The organism is Chryseobacterium soldanellicola, from assembly GCF_900100115.1.
Taxonomy (GTDB): domain Bacteria; phylum Bacteroidota; class Bacteroidia; order Flavobacteriales; family Weeksellaceae; genus Chryseobacterium; species Chryseobacterium soldanellicola.
In genome coordinates this window covers 42,521-61,890 of record NZ_FNKL01000003.1, presented here as the reverse complement: position 1 = coordinate 61,890, position 19,370 = coordinate 42,521, and the positions used below count along the sequence as shown (strand labels likewise).

The window sequence follows — 19,370 nt, the reverse complement described above, 5'->3', positions numbered from 1 at the left end:
AGTAATAAAAATGGAAAGCGCAATTGTTATTAATTATCATTAAATAATGATCTTTTTACTACTAATCTTTTAAGTATCGCAATCCATATTGTAGAAAGTAAAAGGGTTAAGCAAGTGATTCCAAGTCCTGCTTTATACAGGCTGTATTCAATAATTCCGGATTTATAGGCAATAGATAATGCCAGAATACCGAATTCTCCTGTCTGTGATAAGAGTGCTCCTCCGTACCAGCTGTTTTTCCAGTTAAATCTCAATAGGCGAAAAATAACAGCAGACATCAGGCTGTTGCTTATCAGGACAAAAAAAGTTCCGAGAAAAATGATTTTGAAGTTTAAATAAACATAAGAAATATCCAGACGGAGCCCTATAGATACAAAAAACAGCGTGACAAAGAAAACCTTAAATGGTATTAATGAATGCTCAAGCCAATGAAATATTTTTACCCTTCCTACAATAACACCAGCAATGAAGCTTCCAAGCGCGCTGCTTAATCCGGTTGCTTCGGCAAGCAATCCAAAACCAAGACAGATAAACAGGCCCGAAAAAACCTGCAGGTCATGATCATTTTCTATGGTATGGAAAAACCGTGGAAACTTGATTTCCTGTACGGTTCTTATGCGTTTAAGGATAAAGAAAATAGAAATACACAATAAAACAGGAAGTATAATATTTAAAAAGCTAAGATCTTCTTTATTCCAGGCCTTAAGGATGGTCAGAACAGGCGCTAAAAGCAGATCCTGGAAGATGAGCAAATTAAGGATCATTATTCCGAAGGTTGTTTTTAAGGTATTGTCTTTCTTCAGAAATTCACTCACCACAGCGGTACTGTTGAATATAAAAAGGATAGCGATCAGCATAATGCTGTTAAAGGACAATCCTGCAAAATGGCCAACTAAGAAGGCACAGATGATGCTCAGAATTATTTTTATGCTTTGTGCGATAATGGGCTTTATGAGTAAGCTTCGTTTATCCGGGACATTGATTTACATTCCTAGAAAAAACATCAGAAGGAGGATTCCGATCTCGCCGACTACTTCTATTTCATCCGGTTTGGTAAAAATTTCCAAAACGGAAGGCCCGAGTATGATGCCCGCAACGATATAGGCAATAAGATAAGGCTGGTTGAATTTTTTCAGCACAGACATTATTCCCAATGTAGTAAGACACAATATACAAATTGACCAAAGTAATCCGTTCATACATTTATACTCCGTAAAAATTAATAATAAATTGTTTCTTTCCAGATAAGATAGAAAAATTGGTTTTCCTGTGAGGAAAACCAATATATAGAAAAAGAATTGGTAATTATTGGATCTCGATCATACGCGGAGACTGCTTTTTGGCGTCTTCCGATTTCGGGATCATCAGCTTTAAAACACCGTTTTCGTATTTCGCTTCAATATGTTCTTCGTCGACCACATTTTTGGCGAGCTCAAAACTTCGTTTAAAAGACTGATAGCTAAATTCTCTACGGGTGTAATTGTCCTCTTTTTCTTCAGCCTGATTTTTTTTAGATGAAGAAATGGTAAGGATATTGCCTTCCAGCGTAATCTGGAAATCTTGTTTTTCCATACCCGGTACGGCTACTTCCACTTCAAAATTATCCGGATTCTCCTTAATATTTACCGATGGGAGAGTGGTAAGAGTGGAAGAATAATTATTATTGCCCCAGTTAAAAAGTTCGCGGCTAAAAAAGTCATCGAACAGTGTACGTGGATTTGCAGGGAGCAAACTGCCATTGTTTCTTTTTACGATTGACATAACAAACGAGTTTTTTAAAGGTTAAACAATAAATTTAATGATCACGGTAAAAAATTTACAAACAATATACCAAAGCCTACATTGGAAAAAATGTCAGAAATCCAGTGAAAAAATGTCAGAAATAAAGACAGTTTGCGAAGAAAAATCAATCATCCATTTAAGTAAGCTTTAATTTTGCTCCGCTTTTTTTGCAGAACTATTTTGGGTTGATATTTTATTCACCATCTCATTGATCGTATTTTCAATAACTTTTGGCTGGTCCTGATTGATATAATGGCTGCTGTTTGGCCTAATATTTGCTTGCTGTCTGTTGAAAGAAGTAAAAAATCTTTTTGCATATTACTCCATGCATTGAGCATTTCGGCTTTTAATTTTTCATCTTTAATAAAAGAATCATAGCGGTTTTTATCCGTAACAGTCAATACCAAAAGAGGGATATTGCCAAAAGATTTTATTTTTGATGCTTCTTTTTTTATAGAATTCATTTTATCCTGCTCCTCCAACACGACATCTGCGCTTTTGTAAAGTAAAGCGGGCATTATAGAGTTTTGATATTCATATTCTTTACTGTTGGGAAACATGCCTTTAAACATCAATCTGGCCAAGCCGAAATTGTTGGCAAATTTTAAAAACCCACTTGGAAGTCCCTGATTTACCATTTTATAGAGTTCCGGCGATAGATATCTCTTATCATCCGGGCATTGGCTGTCCGTAAGTATTACGCCTCCAACATCTTTAGGATATTTATTGATAAAAAACCGGACCAATGTTCCTCCAAATGAATGACCAACAAGAATATAGGGTTTGGGAAGATTAGCTTTTTCAAGCAATAAATGTAATTCTTTGGCCATTTGCTCGCCTGATTTTGGATTTTGGCCTCTTTCACTCCATAAAATTCCTGCTCTGTCATATGAAATGCTTGTAAAAGAAGTCGGTAATTTTTGCTGAATGTTATACCATTGTAAATGCCCAGCCGGATCAAATGCAGTCTCAAATACAACAGTTGGCCCTCCATTTCCTGTTTTATAATAATGAAGGCGATGGTTTTCAATTTTTACAAAATTACCGTCAGGGGCGATTTTTTCAGCATCATTACGGGATATTTTTTCAAAAATAAATCCTATTACGAGTAAAAATATTACCAATGCAATTAATCCTAATCCTATTCTTTTTGTCCATTTGAGAAATCTTGTCATAGCTTTTTTAAATAAAACATTTCTGCTGCCGGTTTTATTACATGGCTTTTTTATTATTTTTTATAAATATCACAATCTTTTGAAATCATTAAGAAAATTTAAAGATTTACAAATCAATTGTTTATTAAATAAATATTAATTGACTTTTATCTTTGTTCTAAATGCTTTATAAATAAAAAGCCGTTCCAGTGAACGGCTTTACAAAAGTGTTTTTAGAATCCATAGTGCAACAGCATTTTTAGCAACTTTGCGTTTTTATATGAGGGATTAAAATAAGAATTAACGTTGCCCGACATCCGGGACCCAGGTTATTTCACCGGATGGAAGCAGCTTTAAAAGCCAGTAATCGGCAGTGCCGGGTGCGTGGTTTACATCCGTTACATCGCCATTACTGGATGATCCGGAATCACTCAATAAAAGGTAGCTGCTTTCATTGGTTAATGGTAAAAGATAAGCACCTGTAGAGCCTTCATTACCATTACCTCCGTATAATTTTTGTTGAGTTACATTTAATGAGGCATCTAATTTAAAAACCCAGCTGTCATTACCGCCGTGGGAAACAATTCCTGTTAAAGTACCGGTGTTTGAAGAGGCAGACCCACCTGAAACCATGTATCCGCCATCGTGAGTTTCATTAATCGAGGTCGGTATATCAGAGCCTGTTCCGCCAAATAATTTCTGAGTAACTAAATTTCCCGCAGCATCAAGTTTCATAATCCAGATATCATTCCCTCCAAATCCGACGATTCCTGAGAGAGATCCTGTATTTGAATCACCGGTCCTGATAGCGAAAATATATCCTCCGCCAGTAATTTGGCGCACATCATATGTAAATGGATTAGCTGCTGCAGAAACTCCAAAACGTTTGATCCAGGTTCTGTTTCCCAAAGCATCTGTTTTCATTACAAATGGGTTTGGTCCTGCAAAGACCGGTAATCCGGTAAAATCACCTACCGCTCCTGAGCTGGTAGTACCGGTTAATAAATACCCGCCGTCATTGGTAGCGATAACATTCCCAAAAGAATCTTCATCTGTACCACCATATCTTTTTTGCCAGTTTATAGTGCCGTCTGCATTAAGTTTCACAAGCCAGGCATCAGTTCCGAATGTCCCGCCGGTATATTTTGGGATTCCCGTAAGATCTCCATCAACTGAATAAGATACTCCGGCAATTATATAGCCTCCGTCTGTACCGATTGCCACTTTACTAGGCTCATCATTTCCTGATCCCCCGACAAGCCTTTGCCATTGGATGTTCCCTGAAGCATCTAGTTTGGCAGCTAACAAATCAGTTCCCCCATGGAATGTAGTTCCAGGGATATTGTTAGATCCGGATCTGCTAACCACGATGCATCCGCCGTCTGAGGTTGCTGTGATGGCAGTTCCTAATTCGATTCCGTTTCCTCCAACAAGTCTCTGCCAGACTATTTTTCCTGTTGTGTCCCATTTTGTCACCCAGTTATCCCTGTTTCCTCCATTTGTTCCGGTGACGTCTCCATTAACGGATGATGTGGAATCTCCTACACCAAAATACCCTCCGTCAGCTGCCAAAGACAGCGCATGGGTCCTTGGGCTGTCTGCCCCGTTGCCTCCGTAAAGAAAACTGAAGGGGATATCGATCATGGGGATATAAGGTGTTCCTACTGCCTGAGCATTACTTGTAATCATTCCTCCCAGTAGAATAATAGGAAGGATTCCTTTTATATAAGCTTTCATGTTTAACCAATTAAAAATTAAACAGCAGTTGCAATATAAACGTAAATGAATGTGCCCATTACCACAAAAGTGTAAAGGGTATGGGTATTGGCGACTGTTGCACGGTTATTAATATATCTGAAAGTGAATCCGGTTGCTGTAAAAACAGATGTTCCGGCTGTTGTTCCGCGTACTGACAATGTGTATGTTCCTCCATCTTTCATATTTTGCAGTGTAAATGCGCCGGCATTAGCAGTAGTGTAAGCCAGATTACTTCTTGAAAAGTCTATTGTTGTTGATGCAACAGCATTATAAGAGGTAGAATTGGTAGAGCTTCCGTTGACTTCCAGCTTTGAAACAGGTGCTGAGACGGTTCCTATCCCTACATTTCCAGCTCCGCTTATGATAAAATTATTTCCGGCGGTTGCGATGTCGGTAGCCTGAGAAAGAGTACCTCCTAATCGGACATCGGTAGCTACGGCAGTAAGACCATTGCTGGCTGTTGTTAAAGGAAAGGTCGCAGATCTGAAACCTGAAAGCTCCCAAGTTGAGGCTGCTCCTGTCTGGCCTGTGCTGATTAATTCTACGCTTTGACCTGCTGGTATTAGTATACTCGCATTTCCGTTGATCGTTTCAGGGGTTGTGGGGCTTACGGTAACCGTAAAGGAAGAATTATTTTTAATTGTATACATCCGGCCTTTAAAATTTCCAGGTCCTGCTACGCTTGCAGGTAGGGTGAAAGAAGAATTTGCGGCTCCGGTATAGGCAACATAAAAATCAGAACCTGTCATTGCATAAGTGGATGCTGAAACTGCTTTGTACTGTGCGGACAGCGAACCGTTAATGTCTAATGTCGAGCCGGGATTAGACATATTAACACCAATATTTCCGGATTGGGCAGTCATAATTCCGAAGATTGGTAAAGAAACAAAGAAGAAGATTTTTTTCATAGTTATAAGATTTTAATTTTTATAAATATAATATAAAAATATAATACACACAGTAATGAATTAACATAAATTAATATAGATTTGTGAATCATAATTAATTATGTTGTTGTAATCGATTGAAATACAATCTTACTTTTTATTACTGTTATTTTTTTTCTCATCAATTCTAAATAAAAATAGGTCTGGGGGTATCAAAGTAGATTATCATTTAAGTCTTGGATATACAGATAAAAAAAAATTATCATTTATTTTAATACGTCGAGTTCTGTCGCCATACGCCGATATCTTTGTATCAGTAAACAAGAAGAGATCTCTAATTACTACTTTATTAACCAATTAACTTAACCAATTTATTATGAAAAAATTTCCATTTACTCCTGAAGGAGTACAGGCAAAACAAAGAGAGCTTAACGCTTTATCAATCGACGAAAGATTACAGATTGCTGAATATGTAGCCAACAAGCCGGTTGAATTTATTTCCGAAAATTTCGAGATGTCAGATGAGCAGCAGTCTTATCTCAGAGAACTTGAATTAGTGGATGTAAGACTAACGGGATTCAGCTTAGCGATTGGGTTTTTAGGGCAGGTTCCTGTTGATATGCAGGATACAACACCTCCTTCCACTTTTGCTGCAAGAGGTAAGAAAAAGAAAGAAGTTTCTACCAATGTAAGCACAACAACCAATCCTCAGACTGGTGCTACAACCGTAACAGGTTCTGTAGGCATCAAATGGTCTTGGTAATCTAAAGACAGTTTATTTTATAAGGCTGTCGATAAGACGGCCTTTATTTTTACTTAAAAATTTTCAAATTTTAACCAAATTAATTTTAACACGACGAGTTCTGTCGCCACCCGAAACTATCTTTGTATGAGTAAGAAAACAGGATAAGAGCTCTGTGATTTTATTAATTATTAACCAATTAACTTAACCAATTTATTATGAAAAAATTTCCATTTACTCCTGAAGGAGTACAGGCAAAACAAAGAGAGCTTAACGCTTTATCAATCGACGAAAGATTACAGGTTGCTGAATATGTAGCCAATAAGCCGGTTGAATTTATTTCCGAAAATTTCGAGATGTCAGATGAGCAGCAGTCTTATCTCAGAGAACTTGAATTAGTGGATGTAAGACTAACGGGATTCAGCTTGGCGATCGGATTTTTAGGACAAGTTCCTGTTAATATGCAGGATACAACACCTCCTTCCACTTTTGCTGCAAGAGGTAAGAAAAAGAAAGAAGTTTCTACCAATGTAAGCACAACAACCAATCCTCAGACCGGTGCTACAACCGTAACAGGTTCTGTAGGCATCAAATGGTCTTGGTAATTAACTCAGAAGACTGCCTCATTGGCAGTCTTTATTTTTTCTTATATTTGTCCGACACCATAAATCAATAGACAATGAGAAATCATAAAAAGCATTTGTTTTTACTTTTATTATTATTGTTTCCTTTCTTTTTTAATGCGGCAACAATACCATTTGAATTCATTGACGGAAAGATCATTGTGAAACTAAATATTAAAAATAATCCGCATAATTTCATTTTTGATTCAGGGGCTTTTACGATTATTTCATCTGAGCTGAAAAATCAGTTGAACGAAAAGAAAAGTACAACTGTTTTTGAAGGAATTGATGCAAACAATGCCAAATCAAAGATGGAAGTTTTTTCTACAGATAATTTACAGGTCGCAGATTTAAACCTCAAAGGCGTCAACTTTTCATTTGCAGATATAAGCTGGATGAGCGGCCGGGCATGTAAAAAAATCAGTGGAATTTTTGGAGCTAATATGATGAAAGGCAAAGTTTGGCGGATTGATTTTAAAAGTAATACGATTACGGTATTTGATAAGCCGCAGAACCTTCCCGATAATGCTGCAACGATTCCTTTTTCTGAAGAAAACTTCACGAGTGTCCCAAGAATTAATGCTAAGATAAGAAATCAAAACATAGAATTTATATTTGATACCGGCTCAGGAATGGGTTTTACGGTAAATCAGAAATCTTATGATCAAATAAAAGATAAAGATTTTTTGACTTTTGAAGGGCTTCTTTCCCAATCTTTAAACAGTATCGTTAAAGGGCAAAGACAGGTTGATTTGATGGATATTGAACTTAATAACACAAAATTAGGTAGCCAAATAGTAGACAGCAGCTCTGATTCACCCAATTTGATTGGCACCAGATTTATAGAAAATTATTTAGTTGACCTTGATTTCATTAATAATAAAATTATTCTTGCCAATACAGGAAAAGCTCCTGAATATCAGAGTTTCGGGGTTGCATTTGCGCCGGTTGATAACAGCCTTGTCATTGTAAATAAGCTGGAAATTCCTCAATTATCGGGATTACAGTTGACGGATAAAATCATTAAAATCAATAATAAAGATGTTTCTAAAATAAATGGTGAAACTTTCTGCGAAATAAAAGCAATGCTTGATAATAGCCAGACGATTACCATAGAAAATAACGCTCATAAAACCTTTACTCTGGAAAAGAAAAATGTATTGCAATATTTGAAATAAAAGTCTACCGGGCAGATTCTGTAATCTCTTTAGGTCCTGTAATCTTCGTGATCGGTATGTCAAAATAAAAAGTGGTCTGTTGTATCACCGGAATTCCAAAACCGTTATTGGCTTTATAGCTGTGAGTAATTTTCCATCCCTTAAAAACTGGTTTGTATGTTTTCTCTACAGTTTTGCATTGAGCTGAATAATAAGAAACACTGTCCTGATAATTTTTTTGCTTTGCAGAGGCCGCCAACAGTTATATGTTCTGTTTTTGATGTCATTTTAAATTATTGCTTTTCAAATACAGTTGATTATTGGTTTCTGCTTCCGACAGGACTGAAACAAAAGTATTATACCTATTAAAAAATGAAATATTTACTCATTATTAATACGTTAACGTGAAAATTTTAAATTTAATACAAATTTCATGAAAACAGCAATTATTTATAGCTATCTTGTTTTCAAAGTATATATATTTCAATAAATCTAAAAAGGGAAACAGATTTAAATTGATGCTTATTTTCCAACAATTTTTTTCCGGTGCGCAATTCCCCAATCTGAAAGATTAGTGATTATGGTTTGCAGCGTATCGCCGTGTTCTGTAAGTTCATACTGAACTGTTATCGGTTGTGTATTCAAAACGGTCCGTTTTATGAGCTGGTTTATTTCCAGTTCCTTTAATTCCTTGCTCAGCATTCTGTTGGAGATTCCGGTGACATCACCCAAAATATCAGAAAACCTTCTTTTGCCGTAACAGCAAATAGAGGAAATTATAGCAATCTTCCATTTCCCATTCAGCGCGTCCATTGCATCCTGAACAGATCTCATTCTTTTCTTTTGTTCCTGCTGGAACTCTTCTATTTTACACCCCATAATGTTACTCAGTTACATCTGTGTTACTGTTATTTTTCAGTACAAAGTTACTTAAAATAACTTAGTTGATCTAACTTTGCCGCTTAATCATTAAAAAAAGAAATAATGGATAAATTAAAAAACAAAGTAGCGGTTATCACAGGGGGAAATAGCGGCATTGGATTCGGTATTGCGCAGGAGCTAAAAAATGAAGGCGCCAGAGGAGTTATTGTCGGGCGAAATCAGGAAACTTTAGACCGTTCCGTAGCTCAGCTTGGAGATAATTTTAAAGCTATAAATGCTGATGTGACCAATCTTGACGATCTTGAAAGACTGTTTAAGGAGACATCTGAAAAGTTTGGTAAAATTGATGTAATTGTCGCCAATGCAGGTGGTGGAGCTGTCGGAACCGTGGAAACTATCGGTGAAGCCGATTATGACAAAACAATGGATTTAAACCTGAAAAGTGTTTATTTCACAGTTCATAAAGCGCTGCCTTATATGAATGATGGCGGCTCAATTATTCTGATCGGTTCAAACGCGGCACATCGCGCATATCCGAATTTTACGCTTTACGGTGCTGCAAAGGCTGCTGTTATCTTTTTTGCAAAAGCATTTTCAAGCGATCTTTTAGGGAGAAAAATCAGGGTAAATGTAATAACACCAGGTACAACAGATACACCTGCATTTGAAAAATTTGTCCCTTTGGAACAGATTGAAGCCATAAAAAAACATTTCGCAGGTGAAATGCCGACAGGCAGAATCGGTCAACCGTCAGACATTGGTAAAACCACAGTTTTTCTGGCCTCTGATGATTCCTCATTTTTACTTGGTGCCGAAATACTCGTTGATGGTGGTATGACTTATCTGGCTAAATAATTAGAATCTGGGATCATAAAAACAATTAAAATAATTTTTAAAATGAATAAATTAAAAAATAAAGTAGCTGTAGTTACCGGCGCTGCGAAGGGAATAGGCGCATCGATCGCAAAGCATTTTGCCGCTGAAGGAGCAAGGGTAGTGGTAAATTATGCCTCAAGTAAAGAGGATGCGGATAAAGTCGTTAAAGAAATAACCGACAATGGAGGAATTGCTCTTTCGGTACAGGCCGATATATCGAAAGAAGCCGATGTTACCAGGCTGTTTGAAGAAACTAAGGCTGCTTTCGGCGCATTGGATATTTTGGTGAATAACGCGGTCTATCAGCAGTTTTTACCTGTTGAGCAGGCATCGGCGGAAGCTTTTTACAAGCATTTCAATGTTAATGTTTTAGGTCCTGTACTTACCATTCAGGCGGCTTTGAAGTTGTTTGGCGTCAAGGGCGGAAATATTATCAATATAAGCTCCGGCGCAAGCAAATCGCCAATGGCGGGGGTCTCCTTATATTCTGCAACTAAAGCGGCATTGGATGCCATAACAATCTCTTTATCAAAAGAATTGGGTTCAAAAAACGTCCGGATCAACTCTATTTTACCAGGCGCTACGGAAACAGAAGGTGCAGCGAGTGCGGGTGTCACTGCCGGAAGTGAATATGAGAAAATGTTTATAGCCAATACGCCGCTTGGCCGCAGAGGTAAGCCCGAAGATATTGCAAAAGCTGCCGTTTTTCTTGCTTCAGACGATGCAGCCTGGATTACAGGTGAGCAAATTTCCGTGTCGGGCGGTATGTACGGATTTTAAGCTTTTATAATTATAATTTTCTTTTAAATCCCTGTTTCTTTAATGAGCCAGGGATTTTTGAGGCTTCAGATAATCTGTTTTTACTTATAAAGCCATTTCCGGATAAGAAATGTATATTTTGGCATAACTATAAATACCATTAGCAAAACAATTATTCCTGAGCTGAAAAAAGCATCTGAATAATGATATTCAGGGATATTCAAGAATCTCAGAACAGGAAATAAGATTACCGGCATTAATAAAGACAGCGGATAAATCGCCGACCAGGTTATCAGGAATTGTTTCCAGCGCACGGGTACTTTATTTCCTTCATTTTCTGAGTTAAAAAGAAAATCCAAACCGGAACTTATCTTGTATCTGTCATTTTTTCTAAAAAGAGGCATTGCTTTTTCGATCAGCTTTTTACGACTGTCGGATTCCATCCAGTTTTTAAGGTTATCAATCGTATCAAACCTGATAATTACAGTATAAACAAAGGTCAGCTTAGGAATCGGCCGTACAAACTGAAGATCGATAAAGCCTTCTGAATGTTTAGTTATAGGAACTATTTCATCAAGCCATTTTTCATATTCCTGCTGTTTCCCATCTATTATATGATGGGTAATAACTACAGATGCACCGGTATTTTCCATATTGTGTATTCTTGGGTAAATTTTTCATTATTATTTGTGGATGAGCGCAAAAAAAACAACCAAATGTGTTATTTACAGACTAAATTAAAAAAATCAAAGGTAAAAGGAATAAAAAACAGATTAAATTATCATGCAGGATTATCATATTATGACATTTAATATTAAAAATCATGACTTTAATATAAATTATTTAATTAATATTTAAACCTGATTTAATTCCTTTTTGTTGAAATAATTGAAATTTTTCACCTTTTAATCAACTTGTACCAATCATTTCTATCTTAATTTTTACGTCTCAGATATAGTATTTGTTTACGAGGTCATCCAAATATCCTTTCTTAAACGCTGAATGCGCAATATAATTAAATAAGGGTTCTGCAACTTTTTGGAATCCGAGCATTCTTGAGTTGCTTAAGTAAACGAAAACGGCCAGATCAATAAATTTTTTAGGCACCCCGGTATTGCTCGACAAGCCATCTTTTGCCAGCCCTTTCAGTAAAAAAAGCGATTTTTCAAAATTTTTATTTCCGGGATTAACAGTTACTTTTATTACGCATTCTTCTTGTGATCTATTGTGATAATAGTGTTTTTCGTTTGGCTCAATGGTAGCGGCTTCACCCTGTTTTAAATTGACTACGGATTTTCCTTTACCGACTTCCAGTGTGCCTTTTATGATTTCGAATGTCTCGGAAAAAAGAGTATGATAATGCCACGGCGTCTTTTCACCGGGAAGAATATTCAGCTCCATTATGCTTATCCCATCATTGTCATAACTGTTGAGCAGCCTGATGTAATTTTGTTCTTTGCGGGTATTTTTGATTGAAGGTTTATGAAGCATGATAATTATACCGGTAACGGCACAAATTATTATTGCAGAGATATGTGGGATGGCCTGTACGATGTCGTTATAATCTTTACTCAGCACGATAAACATATCCATCAACGGGATCATCGTTCCTGTCAGCAGTATTATGCCTAATGCTTTTCTTTGTTTGCTTAAAACGAGAAGACAGATGATGAGACCTGAAAACAGATCACGAATACCTTTGATATAGTGGAACGAATAATCTCCCTGCTCATTAAAATGTAAGCCATATCCTGTTTCGGCTATTTCCGGAGACAGGAGAAATCTTGCTCCTAAGAAGATCATTCCCAAGCCTGTTAGAAATGCAATTGCGGTTGCGGTTTTTTGTATCATGATTTTTTATTTAAAATTATAATACAAAGCTCGGTAACCGGAATACCAAATTCATGCACCTGGGTTAATAAATCAATTTTTGTCGTACATTCTTTTACGGATCCGGCTTAGCGACTGTGGCTTTACTCCTACATAGGATGCAATGTGGTACTGGGACAGCCTTTGCTGCAATTGGGGGTGTTTTTTTACGAACTCCTTATACCTTAATTCTGGTGTGTCGGTATAAAATGAGCTTAAGCCCAGTAATGTGTGTATAAATACTTGTTCAATAACCAGTCTTCCTAACCGCTCACCCTGTTGTAGGGCAGTATACATGGTTTGCAGGTCATCATAAGAGATCTGTAATATTTCGCAGTCTTCCAAAGCCTGAATAATTTTTGTTGAAGGTATTTTAGGGATAAAGCTTTCGTAATTGCAGATGAAATCGTTTTCCTGGGCAAAATCGTAAGTCTGCTCTTCTCCATCATGATTAATATAATACCGCATTAATCCTTTGGTAATAAATCCTGCGTGTTTACAAACCTGGCCTTCATCCAGAAAAAAATCACCTTTTTTCAGAAATTTAGGCTTAAATAGAGCTTGCAGGCAATCTGCCTCTTTTGAATCTATCTCAATAATAGAGCGTATTTTAATAAGCAGCTTTTCTATCATACTATTCAAATAATTTTAGTGATTGTATTGTGCTTTCCTGTATGGATCAATAGATGTCGATTTGATCTCTATTGAGATTAAGGGCTTTAAAAAAGAACAAAGGAATTATTATTTTTTTTGTCATAAACTTAAATCATCGGGATATTATTCGTTGTTAATTTACAAATTATTTACGTAGCCAAACAAACAGCACTTTTATTTTGGAAGATAAAACAAACAATAAATTATTGAAAATTAAAGATTTATACTTTACAATTTAAATTGATTTGAATTATATAATTCTGATTGAAAATCCTGCGAATATTTAAAGTCATAATGTTTTTTTCATTATTTTTATATAAAATTAATTCTTATGAAAAAGAAGGTTGTCCTTATCCAAGACAATGAAGAAATCTTGGATATTATGGATCAGGTATTGGAGGATGAAGGTTTTGCCGTTACTCCATCATTAAATACCGAAACCGTAGAAAAAATTGAAGAAATTGATCCGGATGTAGTCATCATAGATGATCACATCCAAGGTGGCAAAAAAGGGTCAAAAGTGATTGAAGAATTAAAATCTGATCCTAACACCGAGGAAATCGGTGCTATACTTACTTCCACTTCAAATGACCTGCCCCAAACAGCTAAAGAATGCAAAGCGGATGATTACCTCCAAAAGCCTTTCGATATTGATCATATGATAGATGTCGTCAAAAAGAATTCCTAATTTTTTGATAATGGCTACCGCTAAGTTTGAAGTTATTATTGAACCTTAACAAATCACTAATCCATCTTCTCAGGCATCATCGTTTCTCTATTAAATGATGGTACAGATTGCTATTTCAGGCTTTTCAGATTTCTATCTTCTCCAGAAAGCAGCTTCAATAATTTCTTTGGGTTCCTATACCTATTTGTGATTCCTGCATTTTTACTGATAAGAATAGCATTTTTAGTTAAAAATCTATACTATTGAATCCCATAATAAAATTAAAATAGTCTCGTTTATATTTGTCTTCCAACCAAAAAGAATAAAAATACATCTATAATATAATACGACATGGTTTGTCGCGTTCTAGAAATATCTTTGCAGAGAATAAAAAACATTAGAAAGACTATAAACAGTAAAATAATAAACCGGAATGAATTAAATCATTGTAATATGAACGTATAACTCGCTGTAAAATAATAAATTTGCACGATTTTAAAAAAAAATAAACTATTAACACTACATAAACACGGGAATGAAAAAACTCTCTATGAGTGCACTTACCATGTGCGCATTTTTGAGCCTATCAGCTCAGGAAGTGGTCTGGCAGAAAGACATCAAATCCAGTACCCAGGATTTTCTTTCACAGGTAACCACCACCATTGACGGGCAATACTTAATCACAGGAAGCTCAATTCAGAGCAGTAAGCTTCAGGCAGCAGGCAGTAAGCAGAATAACGGCTACGATTTCCATTTGGTAAAATTAAATCAGCAAGGCGAAGAAGTCTGGGAGAAATATTTCTCAGGACAGAACCATGATTTTCTCTCTGCTACGGTAAATACCCAGGAAGGCGGATTTTTGATCTCAGGAACGTCATTTTCGGGTAAATTTTTAGATAAAAAAGAAGATTCCAAAGGAGGATCAGATATTTGGCTTATCAGAATCAATGAATTTGGAGATGAATTATGGCAGAAAACTCTTGGCGGAACTTCAGATGAAGAAGCAAGATCTGTCATTCAGACCACAGATCTAGGATTTTTTGTGGCTGGGAATGTACAAAACTCTCCGAAAGGTTATGGTTCCAAGGATGTTTTAATTGTAAAATTAGATAAAAACGGAGGCATAGCCTCTCAAATTGTATTGGGAGGAAAAGGTTTGGATGAAGTTGAGAAAATGATTCCCACAAAAGATGGCGGGGCTTTACTCGGCGTTTATTCAAGAAGCAGCGCTAATGGTTCCAAGAAAACGGAAAACTTTGGCGAAGGTGATTACTGGATCATTAAGCTTTCAAAAGACGGAAAAGTAGAATGGGAAAAGAATTTTGGAGGAAAAGGAGACGATCATTTAAGAACTTTAGCGTTAACATCAACTGGATTTTTAATTGGTGGCGAAAGTCGCTCAGAAAGATCAGGAAATAAAACCGTTGGAATCGAAGAAGGAACAGACCTTTGGTTACTCTCACTCAATGAAAGAGGCGAAGAAATCTGGCAGAAATCTTACAATTTCAAAAACAGGGATGTCTTAATGGGAATGAGCGTTATCAATCAGAGCCAGGAACAAAGAGAAAAGAATAAAGATATTACAACAGGAATTTTGCTCGGAGGTTACACTCAGGCGGAAGAAAGAATAGAGAGTGACGATGAAACTTTCTGGATGTTGTATTTGGATGAAAATGGTGATGAGCAGTGGAGAAAGCACGTGAAAGGAGAATCAAGGAAGAAGGAGGAGAGATTATCTGATATTAAGCTCAACAGAGACGGTTCGATCATTTTAGCCGGAACCAGCGCAGAAGAGCTCGGAAAAGAGAACTGGAAAATTGTAAAGCTGGGCGATAAACAAATTGATCAGCTGATCGTAAAACAGGATATTAAAATTTATCCGAATCCTGTTTCGGATTATGCGTATGTAGAAATCGGCTTTGATTTTAAGGATGCTGAAATCATCCTTTACGATATGTCAGGAAGACAATTACAAAGCTTAAACACCAAGAATAAAGTCACAAAGATCAATACGCAAAATTTAATTCAGGGAGCTTATTTAATTACCATAAAAACTGATACGAACAAAACCGCTAACGCGAAACTTATTAAGAAATAATTGAGATGAAGAAAACCACAATAGCTATAATTCTATTATTAGCTTCATTCAACAATACTTTTCAGTCACAAACATCGGCCGTAAATGATCCCAAAAGCTATACGGATGGTATTAATAAAATGTTTGCAGCAGCACCTACAACTAGTAACCTGATGAAATTTGAAGAGGTTCCTGTAAGTTATTATACAGGTATTCCAGATATCAGCATTCCGATGATCAGTATTCCTACAATTAACCCTAATGTGGCGATTAATGTTCAGTTGAAATACCACCCGTTGAATGCTAAACCAGATGATAGAGCTGGGGAGACCGGTCTTGGTTGGAGCTTAATAGCTGGAGGTACAATTTCAAGAACGGTAAAAGGAGGACTTCCTGATGAAAAAGATGCATCCATAATCGGTTCTGTTCCTCTAAGGAAAAAATTTGGAATATATAATGAAGCTTATAACCCTACCGGTTTATTGATCAGAGACGAAGTTCAAAATGTTGATATGACTAGGTATAGGTTTTATACTGGATTAGGAAGATATGATACGGAGTATGATTTGTATCAATATAATTTCATAGGGCAATCCGGAAGATTCTACGTGTCAAAAGATGAAACAGGTGCTTTAAAAGTTCAGAAATTGGATAAAAATAATCTACAGATTAATATAGGTACGGATAGTTCTGGAATTATTAATTCCTATACCATTATTGATGATAAAGGAATCAAGTACATTTTTGAAGCGATGGAAACGTCTCAAAAGACCAATAGCAGTACTAAAGTTGGAATGACTACTGCAAATCAATATTTTGATGTAGGTTTTGATGTTTCTACATATTGGACAGCATTTCATCTAACGACTATTAAAGATCAAAATAATATTATACTCGCAACTTTCACCTACGGCCTTAGTTCAGAAGTTAAATACGATGAATCCGTTGTTTCGACACAAAGAATTGCAAAAGACGTCAATTATCAGAATACTACAGTGGGAAATGGTAGTGGAAATTTTCAAATTCCTGATGGAAGTATGTTGGGAATGTTTGATACACAAAAGACATTCAATGACTCCATGACACGCCTTCTGACAGGTATTAACGTAACGGGGAAAGGAACGATAACATTTACCTATGAACAGGGCAGACAAGATTCCAATTACTTTCTACCATCACAACTGTATAAATTAAAATCTGTAAAATCAGACTTTATTGGGCAGAATGATCCATCTAAATATATAGACAAATATATTTTTGATTATGATTATTCGAATACAGCATTTAAGCCTAAATGGGGCAGTATGGAAACTCTTAGTAAAATGCTTCTTACAAAAGTCACAAAAGTTAGTCCTGATCCTACTATCCAAAACCAAGAATATGACATGAATTATAGTGGCGGATTGGGTACGGTTTCAAAAGATGGTTGGGGTTATTACACTGGGGAAACAAATGCGGTTAAAACAGATGTTCTGGAAACACTTACTTATCCTACCAAGGGTAAAACAAAGTTTGATTTTGGAACTAATACATATAGTTATTTTGCGGGAATCAATCAAGGAAATCCCGTTGAACAGGTAACCGGACATTGGGAGCCTCAGGGAAATATTGAAAATGTAAATTTTGGACAGCTTAGTGATACGAAAAAATACTTCTTTACTGTAATTACAGCTCAGAATGTTCACCTGCATTATACTTTAGGAAATTTAATCAATTTCAACTGGAAACTTCATATTTATAAAAAAAATGCAGATAATACATTTACCGAAGTACATACTTATTCAAGAGGGAATCAGACCTGTAACAGACCACAACCTCCTGTATGTCCGATAACGGGACTAAATGCCAGCGGAGAAATTGAAGCTGATATAAATGATGAAGTATCTCTTCAGCCGGGTGTTTATTATGCTTCTTTAACAGGAAGCTACTCACCGTCGAATCCTGATGATACACTTGACTATTTTGAGGCTACCACAAACGAAAATGTCTATATTGATGAAAAAATACGTGGTGGAGGCGGATTAAGAATCAATGGTATTTCCTATTTTGCAGATGAGAATTCACCAGATCCTGCAAAAAAATATATTTATGATTATCGTCAAATCGATGACCTTCAGAAAAGCAGTGGAATGTTGGTATTTCCAGTGCCGGTTCTAAATTATTCTGATGTTTCCTATGAATATAAAAACAATGAGCTCAATACTACTATAATTTATAGTGCTAAACTTGATATTAGCTCAGATACCAATGTCATTTATTCAGATACTACACAGGGTTCACCTGTGGGATATAAGTATGTGACAGTAAAACAGGTGGACAAGGATGGGAATTCAAAAGGAAAGACGGAATATACTTTCAGATCTCCTATTGATTATCCTAATTCAGGGATTCTTTCTACTCAACAGCCTTTTTACCAGATTCCTAATGAGGATTACAGAAGAGGGCAAGTAACTTCAGAAAAGGTTTATAGCGAGAGCGGGCAACTTCTTACAGAAACTAATACTGATTACGTCACTACGGAATTTGAAAAAAATCCTGTAATGAAAATTATTGATAATTTTCAGTATAATCAGACATCACAATATTATGCTTATGGTACATATGAGGAGTTTGCCAGCCACATACTCATTGATGTTTTCCTTACAACTCCTTATAAAGGTTTTGAAAAATTCGGAGTTACACTTCCTACAGAAAAGAAAACAACCGATTATTTTTATAAAAACGGAATCCAGAATTCAGTTGTTACTAATAATAGTACAATTTACAATCCGGATGATTATCCTACGCTTATAACCCAAAGCATTCAGGGCGGAGATACTTATACGTCATCATATAAATATGCTAAGGAGAAAAATAATCAACAACTGATTAATGCTAATATGATTGGAATTCCTTTGGAAACAGAAACCAAAAAAAATGGTCAGACAAAGAACAAAGTAGAAACATTATATTCTAATCCAAATCTGTTACCAAGCTCTGTAAAATCTACAGGATTGACGGGTACTGAATATACAGAATTGACTTATGAAAAATACGATTCGAATGGTAATCTTCAGCAGTATAAAACAAAGGATGGAACGCCAGTGTCAATCGTATGGGGATATAACAGTACCCAGCCTATTGCCAAGATAGAAGGTATTGATTATACTACATTAATGCAAATTGCGGGCTCACAGCTTACGGCGGCTATTACAGCTTCTGATGCAGATGCAGCAGCAGGACCTACAGGAAATGAAGCCAGTTTGCTTTCGACGCTAGATGCACTTAGAACTGCATTAGGAGCACGTGAGAATATGGTGACAACATACACATATGATCCTCTTGTAGGAGTAAGAACTATTACCCAGCCTACCGGAATAAAAGAACTGTATTTCTACGATTCTGTTAACAGACTTAAAGAAATCAAACAGAGAGATGCCAATGCTGTTGCAGGTAGCGAGAAAACGGTAAAACAGTTCCAATATAACTATAAAAACTAAGAAT

At 36.2% G+C, this 19,370-nt stretch carries 17 protein-coding genes and 1 pseudogene; 8 read left to right on the top strand and 10 right to left on the bottom strand.

Annotation, left to right across the window (positions count from 1 at the left end; translation table 11 throughout):
* Positions 1-29: 29 nt before the first annotated feature.
* The 5 genes and pseudogenes from BLT04_RS09770 to BLT04_RS09745 all read right to left on the bottom strand — a co-directional run bounded on the left by BLT04_RS09770 (position 30) and on the right by BLT04_RS09745 (position 5,602).
* Positions 30-1,145: pseudogene (locus BLT04_RS09770) on the bottom strand (cation:proton antiporter domain-containing protein).
* A 160-nt stretch (positions 1,146-1,305) separates the two neighbouring features.
* Positions 1,306-1,761, bottom strand: coding sequence for an Hsp20/alpha crystallin family protein (locus BLT04_RS09760; protein ID WP_089755625.1), 456 nt, complete (start codon positions 1,759-1,761; stop codon positions 1,306-1,308).
* A 218-nt stretch (positions 1,762-1,979) separates the two neighbouring features.
* A complete protein-coding gene (locus tag BLT04_RS09755; protein WP_089755624.1) occupies positions 1,980-2,957 on the bottom strand; it encodes an alpha/beta hydrolase in 978 nt (325 codons plus the stop codon).
* A 279-nt stretch (positions 2,958-3,236) separates the two neighbouring features.
* Entirely contained in the window at positions 3,237-4,673 is a 1,437-nt protein-coding gene (locus BLT04_RS09750) for a hypothetical protein (RefSeq protein WP_089755623.1), read from the bottom strand.
* A 17-nt stretch (positions 4,674-4,690) separates the two neighbouring features.
* A complete protein-coding gene (locus BLT04_RS09745) occupies positions 4,691-5,602 on the bottom strand; it encodes a hypothetical protein (RefSeq protein WP_089755622.1) in 912 nt (303 codons plus the stop codon).
* A gap of 355 nt (positions 5,603-5,957) precedes the next feature.
* Between BLT04_RS09745 and BLT04_RS09740 the strand changes: the two genes are divergently transcribed.
* From BLT04_RS09740 to BLT04_RS09730, 3 genes are all read left to right on the top strand, one after another.
* A complete protein-coding gene (locus BLT04_RS09740) occupies positions 5,958-6,344 on the top strand; it encodes a hypothetical protein (RefSeq protein WP_089755621.1) in 387 nt (128 codons plus the stop codon).
* A gap of 197 nt (positions 6,345-6,541) precedes the next feature.
* A complete protein-coding gene (locus BLT04_RS09735) occupies positions 6,542-6,928 on the top strand; it encodes a hypothetical protein (RefSeq protein WP_089755620.1) in 387 nt (128 codons plus the stop codon).
* A gap of 74 nt (positions 6,929-7,002) precedes the next feature.
* Positions 7,003-8,124 carry an aspartyl protease family protein gene (locus BLT04_RS09730; RefSeq protein ID WP_089755619.1) on the top strand — a complete coding sequence of 374 codons (1,122 nt, stop codon included), beginning with the start codon at positions 7,003-7,005 and terminating at the stop codon, positions 8,122-8,124.
* A gap of 4 nt (positions 8,125-8,128) precedes the next feature.
* Here the strand turns inward: BLT04_RS09730 and BLT04_RS09725 are convergent, their stop codons facing one another.
* A complete protein-coding gene (locus BLT04_RS09725; protein WP_089755618.1) occupies positions 8,129-8,362 on the bottom strand; it encodes a hypothetical protein in 234 nt (77 codons plus the stop codon).
* Between the two features lie 263 nt (positions 8,363-8,625).
* Entirely contained in the window at positions 8,626-8,982 is a 357-nt protein-coding gene (locus BLT04_RS09720) for a winged helix-turn-helix transcriptional regulator (protein WP_089755617.1), read from the bottom strand.
* 105 nt (positions 8,983-9,087) lie between these two features.
* Here BLT04_RS09720 and BLT04_RS09715 point away from each other — a divergent pair, with 105 nt between their 5' ends.
* The gene (locus BLT04_RS09715; protein ID WP_089755616.1) at positions 9,088-9,840 is read left to right on the top strand and encodes an SDR family NAD(P)-dependent oxidoreductase; all 753 of its coding nucleotides are present in this window, start codon (positions 9,088-9,090) and stop codon (positions 9,838-9,840) included.
* A 42-nt stretch (positions 9,841-9,882) separates the two neighbouring features.
* Positions 9,883-10,641: an SDR family NAD(P)-dependent oxidoreductase gene (locus BLT04_RS09710; protein ID WP_089755615.1), complete on the top strand. Its 759-nt coding sequence runs from the start codon at positions 9,883-9,885 to the stop codon at positions 10,639-10,641.
* 80 nt (positions 10,642-10,721) lie between these two features.
* Here BLT04_RS09710 and BLT04_RS09705 read toward each other — a convergent pair whose 3' ends face one another.
* From BLT04_RS09705 to BLT04_RS09695, 3 genes are all read right to left on the bottom strand, one after another.
* Complete coding sequence (locus BLT04_RS09705; protein ID WP_089755614.1) at positions 10,722-11,273, bottom strand: antibiotic biosynthesis monooxygenase; 552 nt, start codon at positions 11,271-11,273, stop codon at positions 10,722-10,724.
* A 295-nt stretch (positions 11,274-11,568) separates the two neighbouring features.
* Positions 11,569-12,471, bottom strand: a complete 903-nt coding sequence (locus tag BLT04_RS18905; protein ID WP_170828463.1) for a DUF4267 domain-containing protein — start codon at positions 12,469-12,471, stop codon at positions 11,569-11,571.
* Between the two features lie 72 nt (positions 12,472-12,543).
* Positions 12,544-13,122 carry a Crp/Fnr family transcriptional regulator gene (locus tag BLT04_RS09695; RefSeq protein WP_089755613.1) on the bottom strand — a complete coding sequence of 193 codons (579 nt, stop codon included), beginning with the start codon at positions 13,120-13,122 and terminating at the stop codon, positions 12,544-12,546.
* A gap of 352 nt (positions 13,123-13,474) precedes the next feature.
* On the opposite strand from BLT04_RS09695, the gene BLT04_RS09690 reads away from it, so the two are divergent.
* From BLT04_RS09690 to BLT04_RS09680, 3 genes are all read left to right on the top strand, one after another.
* On the top strand, positions 13,475-13,831 hold the full coding sequence (locus tag BLT04_RS09690; protein ID WP_089755612.1) for a response regulator: 357 nt from the start codon (positions 13,475-13,477) through the stop codon (positions 13,829-13,831).
* A 514-nt stretch (positions 13,832-14,345) separates the two neighbouring features.
* Positions 14,346-15,908, top strand: coding sequence for a T9SS type A sorting domain-containing protein (locus BLT04_RS09685; RefSeq protein WP_089755611.1), 1,563 nt, complete (start codon positions 14,346-14,348; stop codon positions 15,906-15,908).
* Positions 15,909-15,913: 5 nt separating this feature from the next.
* A complete protein-coding gene (locus BLT04_RS09680; protein ID WP_139166234.1) occupies positions 15,914-19,366 on the top strand; it encodes an RHS repeat domain-containing protein in 3,453 nt (1,150 codons plus the stop codon).
* Positions 19,367-19,370 lie beyond the last annotated feature (4 nt).

What these genes read in the sequence shown, in the direction of transcription:
- BLT04_RS18905 (WP_170828463.1), bottom strand. Translation starts at nt 12,471, where the DNA reads ATGATACAAAAAACCGCAACCGCAATTGCATTTCTAACAGGCTTGGGA.
- BLT04_RS09745 (WP_089755622.1), bottom strand. Translation starts at nt 5,602, where the DNA reads ATGAAAAAAATCTTCTTCTTTGTTTCTTTACCAATCTTCGGAATTATG.
- BLT04_RS09740 (WP_089755621.1), top strand. Translation starts at nt 5,958, where the DNA reads ATGAAAAAATTTCCATTTACTCCTGAAGGAGTACAGGCAAAACAAAGA.
- BLT04_RS09760 (WP_089755625.1), bottom strand. Translation starts at nt 1,761, where the DNA reads ATGTCAATCGTAAAAAGAAACAATGGCAGTTTGCTCCCTGCAAATCCA.
- BLT04_RS09710 (WP_089755615.1), top strand. Translation starts at nt 9,883, where the DNA reads ATGAATAAATTAAAAAATAAAGTAGCTGTAGTTACCGGCGCTGCGAAG.
- BLT04_RS09685 (WP_089755611.1), top strand. Translation starts at nt 14,346, where the DNA reads ATGAAAAAACTCTCTATGAGTGCACTTACCATGTGCGCATTTTTGAGC.
- BLT04_RS09730 (WP_089755619.1), top strand. Translation starts at nt 7,003, where the DNA reads ATGAGAAATCATAAAAAGCATTTGTTTTTACTTTTATTATTATTGTTT.
- BLT04_RS09690 (WP_089755612.1), top strand. Translation starts at nt 13,475, where the DNA reads ATGAAAAAGAAGGTTGTCCTTATCCAAGACAATGAAGAAATCTTGGAT.
- BLT04_RS09720 (WP_089755617.1), bottom strand. Translation starts at nt 8,982, where the DNA reads ATGGGGTGTAAAATAGAAGAGTTCCAGCAGGAACAAAAGAAAAGAATG.
- BLT04_RS09735 (WP_089755620.1), top strand. Translation starts at nt 6,542, where the DNA reads ATGAAAAAATTTCCATTTACTCCTGAAGGAGTACAGGCAAAACAAAGA.
- BLT04_RS09680 (WP_139166234.1), top strand. Translation starts at nt 15,914, where the DNA reads ATGAAGAAAACCACAATAGCTATAATTCTATTATTAGCTTCATTCAAC.
- BLT04_RS09705 (WP_089755614.1), bottom strand. Translation starts at nt 11,273, where the DNA reads ATGGAAAATACCGGTGCATCTGTAGTTATTACCCATCATATAATAGAT.
- BLT04_RS09715 (WP_089755616.1), top strand. Translation starts at nt 9,088, where the DNA reads ATGGATAAATTAAAAAACAAAGTAGCGGTTATCACAGGGGGAAATAGC.
- BLT04_RS09750 (WP_089755623.1), bottom strand. Translation starts at nt 4,673, where the DNA reads ATGAAAGCTTATATAAAAGGAATCCTTCCTATTATTCTACTGGGAGGA.
- BLT04_RS09755 (WP_089755624.1), bottom strand. Translation starts at nt 2,957, where the DNA reads ATGACAAGATTTCTCAAATGGACAAAAAGAATAGGATTAGGATTAATT.
- BLT04_RS09695 (WP_089755613.1), bottom strand. Translation starts at nt 13,122, where the DNA reads ATGATAGAAAAGCTGCTTATTAAAATACGCTCTATTATTGAGATAGAT.